Genomic DNA, 18,924 nt, shown 5'->3' with positions numbered 1-18,924 from the left:
ACGTCTCCTCTCTGATTACCTAGGACTCAATTTTATAGGCTTGCAGTCAGCACCGTTGGCTCTGTCGTGATTTCTACATTTCCTGCAACGGCTCTGGAGATCATGCAGGAGCCTTCTGCTTTATGGGCAATTCGGATGGTTTTATCGATATCGTCCTGTGACGCATCTTTGGTAAGGGTGATTAGGGGTGAATGTTTGATGGCTTCATATGTAAAAATGTTATTCGTTACATCGACCGTCGCCTCTGAGGTTAACGTCAGCTCTGAAGTCGTAAGCCCTGCCCGCTCCAGCATTGCTGCAAGTGTAATGAGATAACAGGTTGCTGCTGCTCCCAAAAGCATCTCATCCGGATTCGTTCCTACTCCGGGTCCTCCCATTTCCTTCGGAATGGAAATTTGAGTCTTAAGCTGTCCAGCTTCAATAGTTCCGTCACTGTTACGGCCACCGTTCCATACGGCGTTCAATATAAATGGATGCTTCATTTTTATATATCCTCCCTAGCTTGATATTGCATGATATATTTTTCATCGAATACTTTACATGCTAACATAGAAGAATGTGGTGAACAAACAGGCTCAGGCCTACTATTCATGAAACTTATCAATAAATTAAAATTCAGGAGGTTCTAACATCATGATAAACGACACGGATATCAAACATCTTAAGCGTTGTATTGAACTTGCCCAAATTGCACTCGAAGCTGGGGACGAACCCTTTGGTTCCGTCCTTGTATCAGCAAGTGGCGAAGTGCTGGCGGAAGACCGCAACCATGTAGGTAGCGGTGACCATACTCAGCATCCCGAATTCGCTTTAGCCCGCTGGGCAGCTCAGAATATGACACTGGAAGAACGTAAGCAGGCAACAGTGTATACCTCCGGAGAACATTGCCCTATGTGTGCAGCGGCACACGGGTGGGTTCATTTAGGACGAATTGTATATGCCAGTTCCTCGAAGCAATTATCGGCGTGGTTAAATGATATGGGAATTGCAGCATCACCCGTCCGTAATTTAAGTATTCAGGAGGTTATTTACGATGCGTTCGTAGATGGCCCTGTACCCGATCTTGCAGAACAAGTACGGGAGCTTCATCTACAATTTCACGAGAAAAGACTTCATTAGAAAGAAGAAACAAAAATAATTGATTTTCCGTAAAAAAAGAACCTTTGGATAAAGGTTCTTAGGCTGTCGAGAAAGTCTCGACAGCTTTATTTATGTCCAGAAAAGGGTGATTTCACATCCCTTTACCTTTTATTATTCTTAATTACTTCGTTAAAGCGGTCAGGGAAATTTGTATGTACACCATCTACACCCCAAATTACGGCTTTATCCATATTCACTTGATAATTCACAGTATATGGAAACACCTTTAGCCCTGAATTTTTTGCCTGCGCGACATATGCAGCATTTATTTTTTGAAAGTTAGGACTTATGCCTACCGCATAAGTTTTTAATCTATTCACATAGGATTCTGATATTTTATAAACAGGGAAATCATACCATACAATTTGATAAAGAGGGACTGCTGGATTTATGGAATGGAATCTACGCAAACTCGCTTCACTAAATGAATGAATAGCAACATGAGCCGACAGATCATAATTTAAGATTTCTTCGTTTAACAATGCCTCGATGTTCGAATTCGACGTGGGATCTTTAATCTCAATCATATAGTCCACTTCTTTTCCGAACCTTTCAAATACCTCTTTTAGTGTCGGAATACGTAAATCTACATATTTATCTCTAGCGAACATGGGATATTGTTCATTAAACCATGAACCCGCGTCTAATTTTGAGATCTGCTCTAAAGTAAAATCCTTTACATACCCTTTAGCATTCGTGGTACGATTTACGGTCCCATCGTGAATAACAACAGGAACATGATCTTTTGTTAACTGAATGTCTAACTCGATATAATCGGTCTTCATATCAATGGCTAGCTCGAATGCAGGTATTGTATTCTCAGGAGCATATCCTGAAGCACCACGGTGAGCGATGGTATATACTTTATCCGCAGGCATGATAATTTCCTTTACTTTAATGCGAATCCAGGGGGAATAAGCATACAAAGAGGTGAACAATAAGATTAATAAAAGCACATGTATACCTATAAAGTAGATTCTGGAATTTTGAATTTTTTGCATTAAGCTGACCTCATCTTTTTAAAAATATAATGTAGAATACTTGGTGTCTTTCGCTCTAACATTCATTCTTGTGTAAAATTATGATTTATATTCCCTTATGTTAATCTCACCTCATCGTATTTGTAAGGTCAAAGTTTGGAGATTTCTATTGTACCAGATTATCTAGAGAAAATATTGTGAGGCAGCATAAATGGGAAAGGATCTGCAAGGTCAAGAAAGCAACATCTAAACTTTGTGGGGTATAAACTATAGTTGCTATATATACAGAGTCCTAAAGTTCTTATACCATTAACTTTGTAAGCGATTAACTTTATAGGAGGAAATGACTTGACAAAGCCAGTGCAACCCAATGAACCTCTCGTAACTCATATTTATACTGCGGACCCTTCTGCTCATGTATTTGAAGGCAAGATTTATATTTATCCCTCTCATGACCTGGATCACGATATGATCTCTAATGACAACGGTGACCAATATAATATGGAGGATTACCATGTTCTGTCTATTGATGGAGATGGCTCCCCTTGTATCGACCACGGTGAAGTGCTTCATGTGAAGGATGTCCCATGGGCTAAACAGCAAATGTGGGCTCCGGATGCAGCATACAAAAACAATATCTACTATTTGTTTTTCCCAGCCCGAGACCATGACGATATTTTCCGAATTGGGGTTGCAACCTCAGCGTCACCTTCGGGACCCTTTACACCTGAACCGAACTACATTCCTGGCAGTTATAGCATTGATCCCGCTGTTTTCGTTGATGATGATGGCAAATCATATATATACTTTGGGGGTCTTTGGGGCGGTCAACTTGAAAAATGGCAAACCGGCTCATTTGTTGCGGATGCCGAGGGACCGGCTGAAACGGCACCTGCTCTAGGACCTATCGTAGCGGAGCTGAGCGAGGACATGCTGAGCTTTGAAGGTGCGCCTAGAGAAATATCCATCGTCGATACGAACGGAAATCCGATTCTTGCTGGAGATGAAGAGAGAAGATATTTTGAAGGTCCATGGGTTCATAAATATAACGGTTATTATTATCTTTCTTATTCCACGGGTACTACCCATAATATTGTATACGCTATCAGTAAAGATCCGCTTGGGCCTTTTGTATATCAAGGAAAAATACTTACACCCGTCCTGGGCTGGACAACACACCATTCTATTGTTCAGTTTAAAGAGAAATGGTATTTATTTTATCATGATAGTTCTTTATCTGGTGGTGCTGACAACAAGCGTTCTGTAAAATATACGGAGCTGAAATACAACGATGATGGCACCATTCAAACCATCCATCCTTAGTTTTTATTGAAATGGAGTGCATGCGTAGTGCACAGGAGGGGAAATATCATGCCAATAACACAACAAGGTGCTTTTTATACGGGGAAATATCGCAATTTATTTAAAGAGCTCGGCTTTTCTGAAGATGAAATCAACGCTAAACTCGAAGAAACTTGGAGTGATTTGTTTTACGGAGATCCGAACGTACGAATCTACTATCCGCTGGACGAGGATAAAAGCTATATTCTGGATACAGGTAATCTGGATGTTAGGTCTGAAGGAATGTCCTACGGGATGATGATGGCTGTTCAAATGAATAAAAAAGATGAGTTTGATCGTTTATGGAACTTCTCTAAGACGTTTATGCAGCACAAAGAAGGCCGTTATGCCGATTACTTTGCTTGGCACTGCAAGCCTGACGGTACAAGAATTTCTCAAGGACCCGCACCGGACGGGGAAGAGTTTTTCGCCATGGCTTTGTTTTTTGCCTCAAAACGTTGGGGGAACGGTCCGGCACCTTATAATTATTCCGAGCAGGCTCGAATAATATTGCGTGCTTGTGTACATAAAACTGAAACAGGCGCTGGTGACTCAATGTGGGACGAGGAAACGAAACTGATTAAATTCGTACCGGAATCCACCTTCAGTGATCCATCTTACCATCTCCCCCATTTCTATGATTTGTTCGCTTTGTGGGCTGATGCAGGTGACCACATGTTTTGGCGAGAAGCGGCGGAAGCCAGCCGCTCATATCTACACACTACATGTAATCCTATAACTGGTCTCGCTCCCGAATATGCCAATTTTAATGGCACCCCGGCAGAACCCCAGCCTCATGGTGATTTCAGCCATTTTTTCAGTGATGCTTACCGGGTTGCGGCTAATATCGGTCTGGACTGGGCATGGTTCCAAAAGGACAGCTGGCAGGTCGATCAATGTAACCGGATTCAAGCTTTTTTTAGGAATATCGAAGTTTCCAATTACCGGAGGTATACCATTGAGGGACAGGCATTCGACGAACCGGCGCTGCATCCGGTAGGCCTTTTGGCGACCAACGCTATGGCTTCGCTTGCTTCGGATGGCCCGGAGGCAGAGCATTTTGTCCGTTTGTTTTGGGATACACCTTTGCGAACTGGACAACGTCGTTATTATGATAACTGTCTGTACTTCTTTAGTTTACTGGCCCTAAGTGGAAACTATCGCATTTATTGAAGTAAATCGAACAAAACAATAGGACTCCATTCCTCAAAAAGCCGAGGAATGGAGTCCTATTGATCGTAATAAAGCTTTGCTATTATTTAATAACTACATATTCCAAGTTAACAAGTTTTGCGTAAGCAATAATTTGGTCTGTTGTAAGAGTTAATGAAACAACGGTGTGGTGACCGCCACCATTTTCGATCCAAGCTTTAACTCCGTCTTGGAAGTTTGGTTTAACATTCCAAAGCACACGAGCTACTGGAAGGTTTGGAGCTGGAACAGTTGGTTCAAAAGCAGTCACTTCATTGATCAAAAGTTTGTAATGCGTACCGAAGTCAGCCATGGAAACCACTACACCGTCTCCTGCTTTGCCGTCAAATACTAAACGGGCTGGATCGTCTTTACCACCAATACCTAGTGGAGACACGATGATTTTTGGTTTGTTGCTTGCCAAAGTTGGATCTACTTCAAGCATATGGGATTGAAGAATAGATTCTTGTCCAACTGTCAATTCATAAGTGTAATCTTCCATAAAGCCAGTCGATTGGTTATGGCTCATCACTTTAAGCAAGCGGTCGAGAGCTGCAGTCTTCCAGTCTCCTTCTCCAGCAAAACCATATCCTTGTGCCATCAAACGTTGAACAGCAAGTCCTGGAAGTTGTTTCATTCCATGTAAATCTTCGAAGTTTGAGGTGAAGGCATTGTAGCCACCTTGATCAAGGAAACGTTTGATAGCAATTTCATAGCTTGCTTGAACTCTTACGCTAGCTTCCCAAGCTTCTTTGCTGTTAGTGCCATAGTCGAATTCATACAGCTCTGCATATTCAGCAAACAAACCATCGATTTCTTCTTCTTTAACTTCATTAATGACTTGAACCAGGTCACCAATACCAAAGTAGTCAACCGTCCAGCCAAATTGAATTTGGGCTTCAACTTTATCTCCTTCAGTTACACCAACGTTACGCATGTTGTCACCAAAACGAGCAACTTTGATATTGAAGCTTTCGTTATAAGCAACGGCTACGTCCATCCATTCTGCAATTTGCTTTTGAACTTCAGGGCGTTCCCAATAGCCTACAACCACTTTGTTTTGTTTGTTCAAACGGGCGTTAATAAAACCATATTCACGGTCACCATGAGCTGCTTGGTTCAAGTTCATGAAATCCATATCAATTGTTGCCCATGGAATACTTTCATTATATTGCGTAGCTAGATGAAGCAAAGGTTTTTGCAGCATTTTTGTTCCGCGGATCCACATTTTTGCAGGTGAGAAAGTATGCATCCAAGTGATGACACCTGCAACTTCGTCACGGTAGTTAACTTCTTTCATAATGTTGGTGATTTTATCTGCGCTGACAGCCAAATCCTGCAATACTAGTGGGTAAGGCAAAACTCCGCTTTTATTCAAAGCATCTGTCATCGTTTGTGCGTGCGCTTTAACTTCAGCCAATGCTTCATCCCCATAAAGATGTTGCGAACCTACGACAAACCAAAATTCTTTTGCTACTGCTGTTGACATATTCATCCTCTTTTCATCATTTTGTAGTTTGATTATTTTTGACCGTAATAAGCGTCTTTCCCATGTTTGCGCAAGTAATGTTTATCTAGAATACGTTGTGGCAATTCTTCCGCAAAATGGTTCAACTCTCTAGCAAATAAATTCATTTTTGATACTTCATCCAACACTACGCTGTTCATTACAGCGGATTTTGCATTTTTCCCCCAAGTAAAGGGTCCGTGGCCTTTAAGCAAAACACCGGGAACCGCCATAATATCTATCCCGCGTTGTTCAAAGGTTTCGATGATTACATTACCTGTTTCCGCTTCGTAACCCCGATCAATTTCCTCTTGCGTCAAGAAACGCGCACAAGGAATGGAGCCATAGAATGTATCAGCGTGCGTAGTTCCCATTACAGGAACGTCAAGTCCTGCTTGTGCCCAGATAGTCGCCCAAGTGGAATGTGTATGCACAATTCCGCCAATTTCGGAGTAATGTTTATAAAGTACTGCGTGAGTAGGGGTATCGGAGGAAGGTCTCATCTCCCCTTCAACCACATTGCCATCCAGATCAACAACTACCATATCGCTGGCTTTCATTGTTTCATAATCTACACCACTAGGTTTGATTACGAATAATCCACTTTCGCGATCAATTGCACTCACATTTCCCCATGTATACTTGATTAGTCCATGTTTCGGCAATTCCAGATTGGCTTGAAAAACCTCTTCTTTAAGTTGTTCTAACATCTTGGTCCCTCCATTTTCAGACTAAATTATCAACAGCGGATTGCTCAATCGCCAGACCTTTTTTATAACGTTCGATAAAGGTTTCAAAACCTTTAATGTCGGTTGCATCGGGATGAATTTCTTCTCCCTTTACATCTTTGAACACTTTTTGATCGAGGAAGTCTTCCAAGCTTTCTTCCTGATTTTTGTTCATCATGTAGGAGGCAAGAATAGCCATTCCCCATGCGCCGCCTTCTCCAGCTGTCGACATTACGGAAACAGGAACATTCAGTGAAGCTGCCATCATTCTTTGGCCAACAACCGGAGTCTTAAATATACCGCCGTGTCCTAAAATACTATCTATGGCTACATTCTCTTCTTTCGTCAAAATGTCCATTCCAATTTTCAAAGCACCAAAGGCGCTGAACAAATGTGTACGCATAAAGTTAGCCAGATTAAATTTGCTCTCAGGCGAACGTACAAATAACGGACGACCTTCTTCTAACCCCGTAATGTTCTCACCCGAGAAATAACCGTAACTGAGCAATCCACCGGCATCTGGGTCTGCTTCCAAAGCTTTATTCAGCAGTACGCTGTACAATTTGTCAGCTTCGGCTTTTTGTCCCATCGCTTCATAGAATTCACGGAATAATCCGAGCCAGGCATTAAGGTCACTTGAACAGTTATTAGCATGAACCATACCTACTGGACTTCCGTCTGGCGTAGTCACCATATCGATTTCCGGATAAACCTTGGAAAGCTCTTTTTCCAATACGATCATGGCAAAAACAGAGGTTCCTACGGAGACATTCCCGGTACGTTTTCTTACACTATTGGTAGCAACCATACCGGTTCCCGCATCCCCTTCTGGAGGACTAAGCGGAATCCCAGCTTGTAATTGCAATGATGGATCCAGAATTTTGGCTCCTGCTTCGGTTAATAGACCTGCTTGCTCACCGGCAACATACACCTTAGGAAGAAGGTCGCTGGTCTTCAGCGAATAACCTTTGCCAGCAATAAGCTCATCAAACTGTTGTATCATAGATTCATTATAATTTCCTATGGATTCATCAATCGGGAACATACCTGAAGCATCCCCAACACCAAGTGCTTTGTTGCCGGTCAATAACCAATGAATGTATCCTGCTAACGTTGTAACAAACCGAATCTGCGGCACATGTTCTTCTTTGTTTAAGATCGCCTGATAAAGATGAGCAATACTCCAACGTTCAGGAATATTGAATTTAAATACATCGGTCAGTTCTTTGGCTGCCTTACCCGTTGTTGCATTACGCCAAGTCCGGAACGGAGCGAGCAATTGATCCTGTTCGTCAAAAGCCATATATCCATGCATCATTGCAGAAAACCCGATTGAACCAACGGTTTGGAGGGTGATTCCGTAATTTTGTTGAACTTCTTGCTTCATCTCACGATAAGCATCTTGTAGACCTTTGATAATATCTTCTAGGCTGTACGTCCAAAAGCCGTCTTTCAACTGATTTTCCCATTCATAACTTCCAGAAGCGATCGTTTGAAAACTATGATCAATAAGTACTGCTTTAATACGCGTGGATCCAAATTCAATCCCTAGCGAAGTTTCTCCCTTATTGATTGCTTCTCCGATGCTTAATCGATTCGATATCACGTTGGTCACCTCTCTGACAGCGCTTTTTTAATATAAAAGAATTCGCTTTCTTAATTGACAGCTTTAGTATAAATTTTTGTACGTACATTTGTCAATAAAATAGTTATATATACATACAAATATGGCGATGATAATAATTTCGCGCCCTACTTAGTTTGTTTATGATGATCTATGGGTACGAAATATTTACATTTTTTCATAAAAAAAGAGCCCCTTTATATTTAATTCGTAGTCATGCTATAATTTGTACATACAACTTAACGAAATGTACGAATTATAAAGCGAACAAGTATGGAAAGAGGAATTACATGAAACCAAAGTATCAAGTGATTATAGAGGATATAAAAAGCAAGATCCTTTCAGGAGATTACAATGTAGGCGAACAAATTCCTACGGAGTCTGCCTTGCAGTCCTTGTACGAGGTTAGCAGACAGACTGTCAGAAAAGCCATTTTAGAGCTATCCAACGAAGGATTCCTCCGCAGCGAAAAAGGTTCTGGCACTTATGTCAGCAACCAATATCGCACAAAGACCGGCGGGAGTTCCCATAAGAAGACGATCGGTGTAATTACGACCTATATCTCTGACTATATCTTCCCTTCTATTATCCGGGGGATTGAAAGCCGAATGAATGAGGATAACTATTCACTACTATTGGCTAGTACCAATAACGATGTTGCGCAAGAAAAAAAAGCTCTCGAAATGATGTTGTCCTACGGCGTAGATGGTTTAATTATTGAACCTACGAAAAGTAATCTGTATAATCCCAATATTGCGTATTATCTGTCGTTTAAGGAGCAAGATATTCCACTCATTATGATTAATGCTTTTTATGAGGAAATAGAGCTCCCCTTCCTTTGTCTTGACGATGTGCAGTCCAGTTATCTGGCAACAAAAGAATTGATCTCCAAAGGCCACTCTCAAATTGGACTTATCGCAAAAATGGATGATTTACAAGGCAAATATCGAATGAAGGGTTATATCAAAGCCCTCGAAGAAGCTAAATTGCGGTTTTATCCAGAGCAAATATTTTCGTTCAACACCGAGACCAAACAAACCTTAGCTACGAACTTGAAGGATTTCCTAAATAAAAATAGAGATACCCTCTCTGCGATTGTCTGCTACAACGACGAGGTTGGTCTGGAAGTGGTCAATGCTTGCAGACAGCTAGACATTTCTATACCAGAGGAATTATCAATTATTGGCCAGGACAACTCCTATATTGCCCAAAATGCAAACATCAAACTGACCACTTTAACACATCCCCAAGAAACTATGGGCCGTGATGCAGCGGATTGGGTCATTAAAAAATTACAAGGAAAAAAGGATCTTCCCAACAATACTTATTATCAACCTGTGTTAATTGAAGGAGAAACAGTAGTCGAGAGATAGAATAAATTCTGAGGGATTTTGCGTTTCTCTTCATATGTAAATGTAATAACCCACCAGTCGTGACTGGTGGGTTATTTGCAACTGTCATCTCCGTATTCTTTAAAGGTTCGATTCGTGTTTTGAAGTCAACAGTACAGAAGAAGCAAACTGTTTCACAAGCTTGCCGGGATTGATCCCGTATTTCTCCCGAAACACCTCTGAGAAGTGACTTGAGTTGGAATAACCTACAGCACAGGATGTCTCATTAACGTTCAAATTACCTTGCTGCAATAGGTGTAGAGCCTTCTCCAACCTTATATCCCGCAAATAGCCAAATACAGTTGTTCCGAACATTTCTTTAAAGCCTGATTTTAATTTGTTATCATTCATTCCAATCAATCGGGAGAGCTCCAACAGGCTTGGCGGATCTATCATCCGTTGCAACATGATGTCCCGGGCTTCACTAATTTTTGTCATGTCGCTTTTCGACAGCTTTGTTGTCCCAGAAGTACCCTCTGTTAGAATCGATTGAAAGCCCAACGACAAAAGCTCTAATGTACTACATTCGATCTCCAGATTTTTGGTGCTGCGGTTTTGAAGCGCTGCCAGCATTCGTTCAAGCACGATAGCAGTAGACGGCTGCATCGTTTCCTGGAATACACGAAAAGACGCTTGGCCAAGAATGCGGTCAAAATCAGCGGATCTCCCACCCCCGCCTTCTTCCATGAAGTGATGAAAAGTCGAAACAGGAATACCTATGCCTAACATAAGATAAGATTCATTCCCCTGAAACTCAAATTGAGAACCAACTTCATTCATGAGTTGTAGCGTACAGCTTCCCGGAACAAACTCATACTGGACACCATCTACAGAGACTTCTCTTTTCCCTTGTAAACAATAATTAAGTTCAACCATTGCTGTTTTGGTTACCAAAGGCATGCTGTAATCCTGGCGAAAGGTAAAATCGGATACCACCACATTGATATCAAAGCGTGGGACGAATCGACGAACGAACCCTTCTCCCCTTTGCGAATGTAGTGCCATGTGCTCTGTACGATCTCTATTCTGCCGCGGCAGCTCAAGCCCATCGAAAAAAAGATTGAAATTGTGATGATAATCTATTCCAGTCATTGCTACCGCTCTCCGTTCAAGTTTTATAATATTGAGAATAATTCTCATTATTATAAAGGATCCTCTCTTTTTTGACCCGCTTGAATATGGTGTTATCTGGATACGCCATCTAGGAAACACTAACATTTCTTTTACTTAATTTCTTAAATACCGAGTATTCCTTATTGGACTTAATAAAACTTAATATCTTTGCGGCACATTTTATTGAATTCATCTCTTCCGTATTTACTTCGAGGTCATATTCATCAAAGCAATATACTTTGCTAAACTGTGAAGCTGCTAGTCCAATCTTTCTATCTCCTCTTGTTTGCTCTCTTCTTATGAGTTCTTCTTTCGAGCATATTACACCTATAAATAACGTAGGCTGATCGAAAAATTGATCAAGAAACACATTAAACCTCTTATCATTGTCGATTACGGTATCTACTATTACATTAAAACCCATTTCTATTAACAATTTAATTGTCGAGCGGTACACTGAGAATATGGAATCATCTAATATTTGGGAAACGACTTGATGATCTATTTCTCTTGGAGGTTCATCTGGAAATTTATTATTAATAAAATCATTGTAATTATTAAAAAAATCATCAATTGATAAATGATAAAAAGGAATCTCTTTCTGTTTTATCAGTTCAGTCGATATGGAGGTCTTTCCGGAACTTGAAGTTCCATTTAGAAAAACTAATATCCCTTGCTTCAATTTAATCATCCCTTCAAATAATAATCATTGCAACTCAGAGAATATTCGAGAAAAGATTAAATTATCCTTTACTGTTTGATATGTTCCTTGATTTGTTCGGCTATTTGCTCCAACAATGCTTCTTTTCCTAAAGCAAAGAAAGCCTCATTATAATTTTGTCTGCTTGTCATGCGATATATATTATTCGATTTTGCAGCTTTCAGATTACTCCAGACCTTGCTTTGGTCAAGAACATTCTGGTCATTATCGGATAATAAAATGATATGGTCTGGATTAAAGGTAGACAGTGCTTCTAGACTTGTCACTTTCCCTCCCCATGGATCTGGCTCCGGTGTACCTGGCGCGAGGGGTAATCCTAGATCATTAAAAATCATATCCGCAATACCTGTGCGGGAATAGATGCGTATTTCTTTCTCTGTAGCTTCGATTACCGCAAACGTCTCTTCCTTGGTTATCTCAGTGATTTGATCATGTAGTAGTAGAGCACGTTGATCATAGACCTTCAACCACGTTTCCATTTCCGCTTTCTTATCAAGTACCTCCGCAACAAATGCAAATCGCTCTCTAAAAGCGTTAAAGCCATAAGGCACCCTCACTGTTGGAGCAATCATATTTAGTTGATCATAGATTTTTTCTTGGGTAGGTCCTGCCAGTATCAAATCAGGGCTTGCTGCAATGATCGCTTCTAAGTTGACTTCCGTCTGAAACCATCCAGCGGGAGTTACATCAGGCAGTTCTTTTTTGAGAATAGGAGTGATTTCTAATGAATTAGCCATATCCGTATTCCCAGTAATAACAGGTTTATATCCAAGCACCAGAAGTTCTTCCGTTGAGCCGGATACATCGGCAATTCTAACCGGATTCACCGGTATTACAACATCTCCTTTAGCATCCTTGAGGGTACGTGTTTCGGTCGAATTAGTAGCGACGGGTTCTGAATTTACCGCAGGTTGAGAATTTTCTACCTTAGCCTCCTGACCTGAATTCCCACACCCGTACAGAATCACCATCATGATTAAGGCGATTCCGACAAAAGAGATTCGTTTTAAACTGAACATTTTTTCCAACCCTCTCCAATCTATTGATAATCATTCTCACTTCTAGCAAGTCCGATCATACACTCTGCTAATAGGATAGAACTACCGGCAGAGGGATTGAATAACGGTTTGGCGGATATTTATTTAATTTTTATCGTTTTTTAATTACTTCTGAAGGATTAATTCCATACTGCTTCCGAAAAGCTTCGGCAAAATGACTAAAGTTGTTGTAACCTACCATCGTCGCCGTTTGGCTGACACTAATTTCCCCGGTACTTATGATTTCCCATGCTTTTTCTAAACGTTTGTTCCGTAAATATGCAAATACAGTTGTTCCGTACTCTTCCTTAAATCCAACTTTTAATTTGTATTCGTTAATGCCTGCCAGCTTGGACAATTCGATTAGCGATGGTGGGGTTGCCATGTGGTCAAGGATGATATCCCTGGCTTTCCGAATGTTTTCTCGGTCACTACGTGATAAATGCAAACTACGTTTAGTATGTTTCTGCTCAAAAAGAAAAGCGTCAAAATATACAGAAAGGAGTTCTAATGCCTTCCCCTCTACGTACAACCGGCGCATGGAGGTATGATATGGACAGTCTCTCAATTGAACCAATAATCGGGTGGTTTCTGGAAGAATAGGCATACGGAACATTCGAAAAGCACGTGAATCTAACAGCCCGGATAAGCTGCGAGCATGTGAAGAGCCTTGATCCGCCATCCATGAATCGAATAGTGTAACCGGTACACCTATGGACAATAAACGGATAGGTTCAGCACTGCGATAGTGAAATTCCGCTTGGAAATCCTGCATGAACTGCAATGAACAACTATCGGGCATTAACTCATGGCTGGTATCTGTTACATGAACTTCCCCGCTTCCCTGCAGACAAAAGCTTAACTCAATCATCGCCGCTTCGGATTGAACCCGAACTAGGCGATCATCAGCAAAACGGTAATCACTATCAACAAATTCGATCCCGGAGGGTGTGATCACTCTATCGACGTATCCTTGGGTACTGGATTGTGCAAAATGTTTCCTCTCTGTAGTGCCCCTCATAGACGGAGCCTCAAACAAAGCATCGAAATACCCGTTATAGATGTTATGAATAGATGAACTTGTCATTCTGTTATACACTCAGCAGGTAAGCTGCACTCCGTAATCCCAATATTATGTTTTATCATGAGCAGATCACCTTTTCTCTTCTATTAAATGATAACGATTATCATTTAGATCATTATATGCGAGATATTAGATAACCTGCAATGTACAGTTTTTAAGGATCTCTTATCTCCGCCTCCTCAGTAAAGCGGTAGCACTTCTTGTGTCAGCCTTATAAAGAGATCGCTGAGTTAGGTTGCATATAAAATTACAAATAACCCCTCATCCTAAGGGATAAGGGGAAGTTATGATATCATCTAATTTTTAATTAATTCTACTTCCTTCATTGGAGCCTTTGTCTTACGGAGCATCATCCAGATCCCCCCCAGACAAAATAAAACACTACATCCCATGCCAAACAACGCGCTGGCGTTTAATGCCTGAGGTGAGCCTTTCATTGTAAGCACAGCCATTTGAGTGACAACAATGGAGACTAAGGCATCAGTAAAGCTAATCATTTTTAATGTTGATATAATGGGATTTTTGAGATGACGGTTAACAATATTTCCATGAATGGCAAAACCAAGTTTTGTAAAAGCGATCAGTGCTACCAGATATACAATGTAACCTTCATAAACCAAAGCGTCTCCGACTAGATAAATCCGCAGGCAGACCAACAGATATGAAACCCCTAGAAGACAAAGAAAAACACCGCCACGCTTATAAACATAAAGCTCCATGGAATACCTTTGCTGTGCTGAACTGACTTTTTTAGCTAATGTATATTTATGAAGCACCTGTCCTTTGGCTATACAAAGGATCAGATAATAAAGTGCATTTGTGATGAACCATCCGGACAATAGATATAACCCAAGAATTAACTTGCCTATACCAATAAAAGCATCGATGACTAAGGAAGCAGCGTTGAACATGGCGGTTCGATCTTGCGGATTTCCGAAGTACCGAACTAAGATTGCCTTAATATATATCATCCTTTCAAGAAAACCTTCATATCTCATTTTATGTTTCTAAGGGGACAATAGTATCATACTTGACTCAACCCAGCAATAAAGCAATTAAAGTTCTGATTTATGATATATTAGAAAAGGTTGTGCAAATTCGGCAAGAGGAAATAGCAACAGCAATTGTTAATGGAGGCAGGTCGTATATGTATAGAAAATTAACAGCAGCAGAGTTAGATTTTATATTAAGCTCGATTAATAAGGAACAGCATTTTTTATATTATTCATACCTTACTTTTCGCAGACAAAACACAGTGCATTACGGTCAGTATTCTGACCAGGGCGAGTTGCTTGGAGTATTAGCCTTTTTAAGTGGCCTTCCGTTTAATGCTTTTTCTGTATATCCAGTTCAGCAATCCTTTTGTCTCAGCTCAATGTTGGCGTTCATGAAAGATGAATTACATCTACATAACCATGCGGTAGGTAGCTTTATTATTAACGAACAAGAGCTGCAGGTCTTTGCTTCTCAGCTTGAGTTCTACAGCCCTCCCAAAAAATTGCTTCTTATGAAACATATTCATGAAGATGTTCTACCAACAGCGGACAAGCATGTTATGCACTTAGGACCTGCTCATTTCCAGCGAATTGAAGCAAAGATGAACGAGCTGCAAACCATGGCTTTTTCAAAAGAAGAATTACAGAATCCGTTCTATGGTGTGATGGCACAAGACGAGCTGATTGCTGTAGGAGGATACCATATATATAGTGAGGATTACGTTGAACTAGGAAATATCGGAACAGATGTGGCCTGGAGAAGAAATGGTTATGGTAAAAAAGTCTGTGCAGAGCTAACACGCCAAGGACATGCCATTTCAGCTAACGTATATTTGAATGTTTTTGAGGAGAATGTAGGAGCCATTTCTCTATATCAATCGCTGGGATATGAACTCATTTGCCAACAATACATCGTTGAATTTATGATTTAAATTAAAAACGTACTGCAGCTAATGCAGTACGTTTTTTTAAATTTTTAGGTGATACGCCAGTTAACCTTGTTTATTTCATTGCTTTTGCCAGCTCTGTGAAAATAACCCCCAGCGCATGAGCACCCGCATCTGGATAACCGATGCTGCGTTCCCCTACTGTACCGGCTCTTCCCATACGGGCAACGATTTCTATAGTATTTTTAGAACCTTTGACAGCTGCTTCCGCTGCTTTATTTGCCGCCACTTTGATATCGTCGCCTTGTTCTGCACTTTGGGTCCAGGCATCTGCGAACGGTACAAGCGCATCAATCAATGTCTTGTCTCCGACGACAGCCCCTCTGCCAAAAGATCTTTCACCCGTATCTTGAATCCCTTTGACAACAGCCTGCATCATATCAGCAAACTCCTGAATGGTCAGCTCTTCCTTCTGCTGAACATTTTTACTCGCTGCGCGGAAGCCTGATCCCCAGATCGGTCCGGATGCTCCGCCGCAATATTCCATAATGACCATGGAGCAGGCGTCAAGGAACTCACCGATATTAGTGAGATGATGAGCTAAAATATCTTCCCACTCGACTTTCAGCTGTTTAAAGCCCTTAGCTACACTCATCCCGAAATCGCCGTCTCCAGCGTGGGAGTCAAGCTCACAGAACGGAACTTCATTCTCGATAATAACCTGGCTCATTTGATCGAGCAGATAGACGATATTTTGCAAAGTAAACCGATTGTTCTTAATCACCGCTGAAGCAGCATCCGTATTATTCTTAAAGGATACATTGCTGTCTGCTTTCTCTTCTTGGATTACTTCAGTATATTTCACAGGCTCAAAAGGGCCTTTAATCGACAAGGCTGGTGTATCACAAGGCGCAGATAACCATTTTTTCAGTGTCTCATCCAGCTTCATTATCGTCACCGATGCACCTGCCATGTCAATGCTGGTCATGTAGTTACCAACAAACACTTTAAACACTTGTTTGTTCTTAGCGGTTAATTCGCGGATAACAGAATTGTTCAGCAAATATAACTCTTGCAGCGGGGTGCCGCCAAAACCATTAATTAATACGGCTACTTCCCCCTGCTTCTGATCATTCATTTGGAAGTTGTCTAACAAAGAAGTAACCATTCGCTGTGCTAATTCATCTGCGGGTACAATTTTCTCCCTGCGTATTCCGGGTTCTCCATGGATGCCAACCCCATATTCCATTTCGTTCTCTTCAATATGAAATGTCGGAGTACCTTTGGCAGGCACGGTACAAGAGGTATAGGCGAAGCCTATGCTGCGCACATGATCAATTGCATGTTGCGCCGCTTCTTTCACCTCCGCTAAGGATAATCCAGCTTCTGCTGCTGCTCCGGCTACCTTATGAACAAGCACTGTTCCGGCTACGCCTCTTCTTCCGACTGTATAAAGGCTGTCTTCAACGGCAATGTCGTCGTCTACTTTGACATAATCCACTTCGATACCGTCTTCAGTTGCTAGATGGGCCGCATTTTTAAAGTTCATGATGTCACCGCTATAATTCTTGATAATAAGCAGCGAACCTTTGGTGCTTGCTGTGCGGCGAATCGCTTGATAAACCTGAATTTGGGATGGAGAAGCAAACACATCACCGCATACAGCTGCATCCAGCATCCCGGTTCCTACAAACCCGGCATGAGCCGGCTCATGCCCGCTTCCGCCACCACTGATCAGGGTAACTTTATCTTGATTGATCTCTTTCTTAGAAATCACTTTGAATTTAGGATCGAAATCCAGCTCGGGATGCGCCAAGACAAGCCCGTTACACATTTCCCTAACCAGAGTCTCCGGCTTGTTTATTATTTTTTTCATCTTAAAGCTCCTTACTTGATTTATATTGACGGCCTAATTGATCGGCTGCCATAATTGCTGATGCAACCGCATCCTCCGTAATTGGGAACGGCATCGAATGGATAGATTCCTCAGCAATGCAAGCTTTTTTAGCAACCTCAAGCAGTTCCTCATAGGTTACATGCTCAACACCAATATCCGCTAAGCATACTGGGAGGCCAATCGAAAGACAGAAGTCCAACACTTCTTTTAATTCAGTCCGGTCTGCATTTTCAAGAACCAATTGAGCAATCGTGCTGAAGGCAACCTTTTCACCATGATAATAATGATGAGTTCCTTCCAAAGCAGTTAACCCATTATGAATCGCATGAATCGCTGCCAAACCACCACTTTCAAACCCAAGACCCGATAAAAGAATATTCGTCTCAATTATATTCTCCAAAGCTGGGGTTACGATATTCAGATCGCAAGCTTGCTTCGCCTTGAATCCATTCTCAAGCAATGTCTCATAGCAGAGCTTCGCAAGTCCCAACGCTGTTACTGTTCCTTTAGCTTCACCGCAAACCCCTTCACGAACTCCGCAAGGTAAACCTGCATTCACATTGGAGTAAGAATTTGCAGTAGCTCTTGCTTCAAAATAGGTTGAAAGTGCATCTCCCATACCTGCCACAAGAAATCTTGTAGGTGCATTGGCAATAACTGTTGTATCAATCATGACTACACTCGGGCTTTGCTTGAAATAAGCATAATCATCGAATTCACCTTCCGGAGTATAGAGCACCGCTGAGTGGCTTGTCGGAGCATCAGTTGCTGCTATCGTTGGAACGATAATCAGCGCTTCTCCTTCAGCTACACATTTTGCCGTATCAATCGCCTTACCTCCACCCAAGCCAATCGTACATGCACATTGATGTTCTTTGGCTAGCGCTTGTAATCTGGCGACTTCTTGTCTTGAGCATTCCCCATGGAAGCCACTTTCAACAAGAGTTATATTAAATTTCTGTTTAGTTGACTCCAGTTTGTCTTTCACACGTGTTACATCATCTGGATGGGCAATTAACAAAGCAGAATCACCAAATGTTTTTACGAAGTAACCTAAGTTCAATAATTCATTCTCACCTTGTACATATTTCGTCGGACTGATAAATGCTCTTCTCATTTTTCGTTCCTCCTCAGTTGTTTATAGTTATCATTATAGATTGCTCTAATTTAAGAAACATGAAACAATAAAAGCTTATTAAAGCGTTTTCTTATCGTATTTTTTTGTCATAATCGTGAAAAATCGAACTTTCATGTCATTATGTTGAATTATTCTGTATAATGTTCATTA

17 protein-coding genes are annotated in these 18,924 nt (G+C 41.2%); 5 read left to right on the top strand and 12 right to left on the bottom strand.

Annotated features, from left to right (window positions below):
• Positions 1–32: 32 nt before the first annotated feature.
• Positions 33–482: an OsmC family protein gene (locus NST40_RS15010; protein WP_038571065.1), complete on the bottom strand. Its 450-nt coding sequence runs from the start codon at positions 480–482 to the stop codon at positions 33–35.
• 151 nt (positions 483–633) lie between these two features.
• Here NST40_RS15010 and NST40_RS15005 point away from each other — a divergent pair, with 151 nt between their 5' ends.
• Entirely contained in the window at positions 634–1,119 is a 486-nt protein-coding gene (locus NST40_RS15005) for a nucleoside deaminase (protein WP_076218115.1), read from the top strand.
• Between the two features lie 122 nt (positions 1,120–1,241).
• On the opposite strand, the gene NST40_RS15000 is transcribed toward NST40_RS15005, so the two are convergent.
• Positions 1,242–2,141 (bottom strand): glycerophosphodiester phosphodiesterase, encoded by a 900-nt coding sequence (locus NST40_RS15000; protein WP_339248720.1) that lies wholly within the window; start codon positions 2,139–2,141, stop codon positions 1,242–1,244.
• A gap of 327 nt (positions 2,142–2,468) precedes the next feature.
• Here NST40_RS15000 and NST40_RS14995 point away from each other — a divergent pair, with 327 nt between their 5' ends.
• The gene (locus NST40_RS14995) at positions 2,469–3,443 is read left to right on the top strand and encodes a glycoside hydrolase family 43 protein (RefSeq protein WP_076218117.1); all 975 of its coding nucleotides are present in this window, start codon (positions 2,469–2,471) and stop codon (positions 3,441–3,443) included.
• A gap of 48 nt (positions 3,444–3,491) precedes the next feature.
• Positions 3,492–4,634 (top strand): glycosyl hydrolase family 8, encoded by a 1,143-nt coding sequence (locus NST40_RS14990; protein WP_076276527.1) that lies wholly within the window; start codon positions 3,492–3,494, stop codon positions 4,632–4,634.
• An 82-nt stretch (positions 4,635–4,716) separates the two neighbouring features.
• Here the strand turns inward: NST40_RS14990 and araA are convergent, their stop codons facing one another.
• From araA to NST40_RS14975, 3 genes are read right to left on the bottom strand one after another with little or no spacing between them, the layout of a single operon-like run.
• Positions 4,717–6,141, bottom strand: a complete 1,425-nt coding sequence (gene araA, locus NST40_RS14985; protein WP_342410850.1) for an L-arabinose isomerase — start codon at positions 6,139–6,141, stop codon at positions 4,717–4,719.
• Between the two features lie 32 nt (positions 6,142–6,173).
• Positions 6,174–6,869, bottom strand: a complete 696-nt coding sequence (locus tag NST40_RS14980) for an L-ribulose-5-phosphate 4-epimerase (RefSeq protein WP_036677359.1) — start codon at positions 6,867–6,869, stop codon at positions 6,174–6,176.
• A gap of 16 nt (positions 6,870–6,885) precedes the next feature.
• Positions 6,886–8,493, bottom strand: coding sequence for an FGGY-family carbohydrate kinase (locus NST40_RS14975; protein WP_342410849.1), 1,608 nt, complete (start codon positions 8,491–8,493; stop codon positions 6,886–6,888).
• Between the two features lie 308 nt (positions 8,494–8,801).
• Between NST40_RS14975 and NST40_RS14970 the strand changes: the two genes are divergently transcribed.
• A complete protein-coding gene (locus tag NST40_RS14970; protein ID WP_076125610.1) occupies positions 8,802–9,884 on the top strand; it encodes a GntR family transcriptional regulator in 1,083 nt (360 codons plus the stop codon).
• Between the two features lie 99 nt (positions 9,885–9,983).
• Here NST40_RS14970 and NST40_RS14965 read toward each other — a convergent pair whose 3' ends face one another.
• The 5 genes from NST40_RS14965 to NST40_RS14945 all read right to left on the bottom strand — a co-directional run bounded on the left by NST40_RS14965 (position 9,984) and on the right by NST40_RS14945 (position 14,855).
• Positions 9,984–10,994, bottom strand: a complete 1,011-nt coding sequence (locus NST40_RS14965) for an AraC family transcriptional regulator (RefSeq protein WP_076280633.1) — start codon at positions 10,992–10,994, stop codon at positions 9,984–9,986.
• Positions 10,995–11,103: 109 nt separating this feature from the next.
• Positions 11,104–11,697 (bottom strand): AAA family ATPase, encoded by a 594-nt coding sequence (locus tag NST40_RS14960; RefSeq protein WP_342410848.1) that lies wholly within the window; start codon positions 11,695–11,697, stop codon positions 11,104–11,106.
• 68 nt (positions 11,698–11,765) lie between these two features.
• A complete protein-coding gene (locus NST40_RS14955) occupies positions 11,766–12,755 on the bottom strand; it encodes an ABC transporter substrate-binding protein (RefSeq protein ID WP_342410846.1) in 990 nt (329 codons plus the stop codon).
• Between the two features lie 130 nt (positions 12,756–12,885).
• Positions 12,886–13,860, bottom strand: a complete 975-nt coding sequence (locus NST40_RS14950; RefSeq protein WP_342410845.1) for an AraC family transcriptional regulator — start codon at positions 13,858–13,860, stop codon at positions 12,886–12,888.
• Between the two features lie 293 nt (positions 13,861–14,153).
• Positions 14,154–14,855 (bottom strand): hypothetical protein, encoded by a 702-nt coding sequence (locus tag NST40_RS14945; protein WP_076125619.1) that lies wholly within the window; start codon positions 14,853–14,855, stop codon positions 14,154–14,156.
• 149 nt (positions 14,856–15,004) lie between these two features.
• Between NST40_RS14945 and NST40_RS14940 the strand changes: the two genes are divergently transcribed.
• Positions 15,005–15,784, top strand: coding sequence for a GNAT family N-acetyltransferase (locus NST40_RS14940; protein WP_076303799.1), 780 nt, complete (start codon positions 15,005–15,007; stop codon positions 15,782–15,784).
• A 70-nt stretch (positions 15,785–15,854) separates the two neighbouring features.
• On the opposite strand, the gene dhaK is transcribed toward NST40_RS14940, so the two are convergent.
• Both dhaK and NST40_RS14930 read right to left on the bottom strand, forming a co-directional pair.
• Positions 15,855–17,615, bottom strand: a complete 1,761-nt coding sequence (gene dhaK, locus NST40_RS14935; protein ID WP_342410844.1) for a dihydroxyacetone kinase subunit DhaK — start codon at positions 17,613–17,615, stop codon at positions 15,855–15,857.
• A gap of 1 nt (position 17,616) precedes the next feature.
• Positions 17,617–18,753 carry a glycerol dehydrogenase gene (locus NST40_RS14930; RefSeq protein WP_076099237.1) on the bottom strand — a complete coding sequence of 379 codons (1,137 nt, stop codon included), beginning with the start codon at positions 18,751–18,753 and terminating at the stop codon, positions 17,617–17,619.
• Positions 18,754–18,924 lie beyond the last annotated feature (171 nt).

The organism is Paenibacillus sp. FSL R10-2778, assembly GCF_038593035.1.
Classification (GTDB): domain Bacteria; phylum Bacillota; class Bacilli; order Paenibacillales; family Paenibacillaceae; genus Paenibacillus_AQ; species Paenibacillus_AQ odorifer.
Note: the sequence above shows the minus strand (reverse complement) of the source record. Positions and strands in the feature narration are given on the sequence as shown.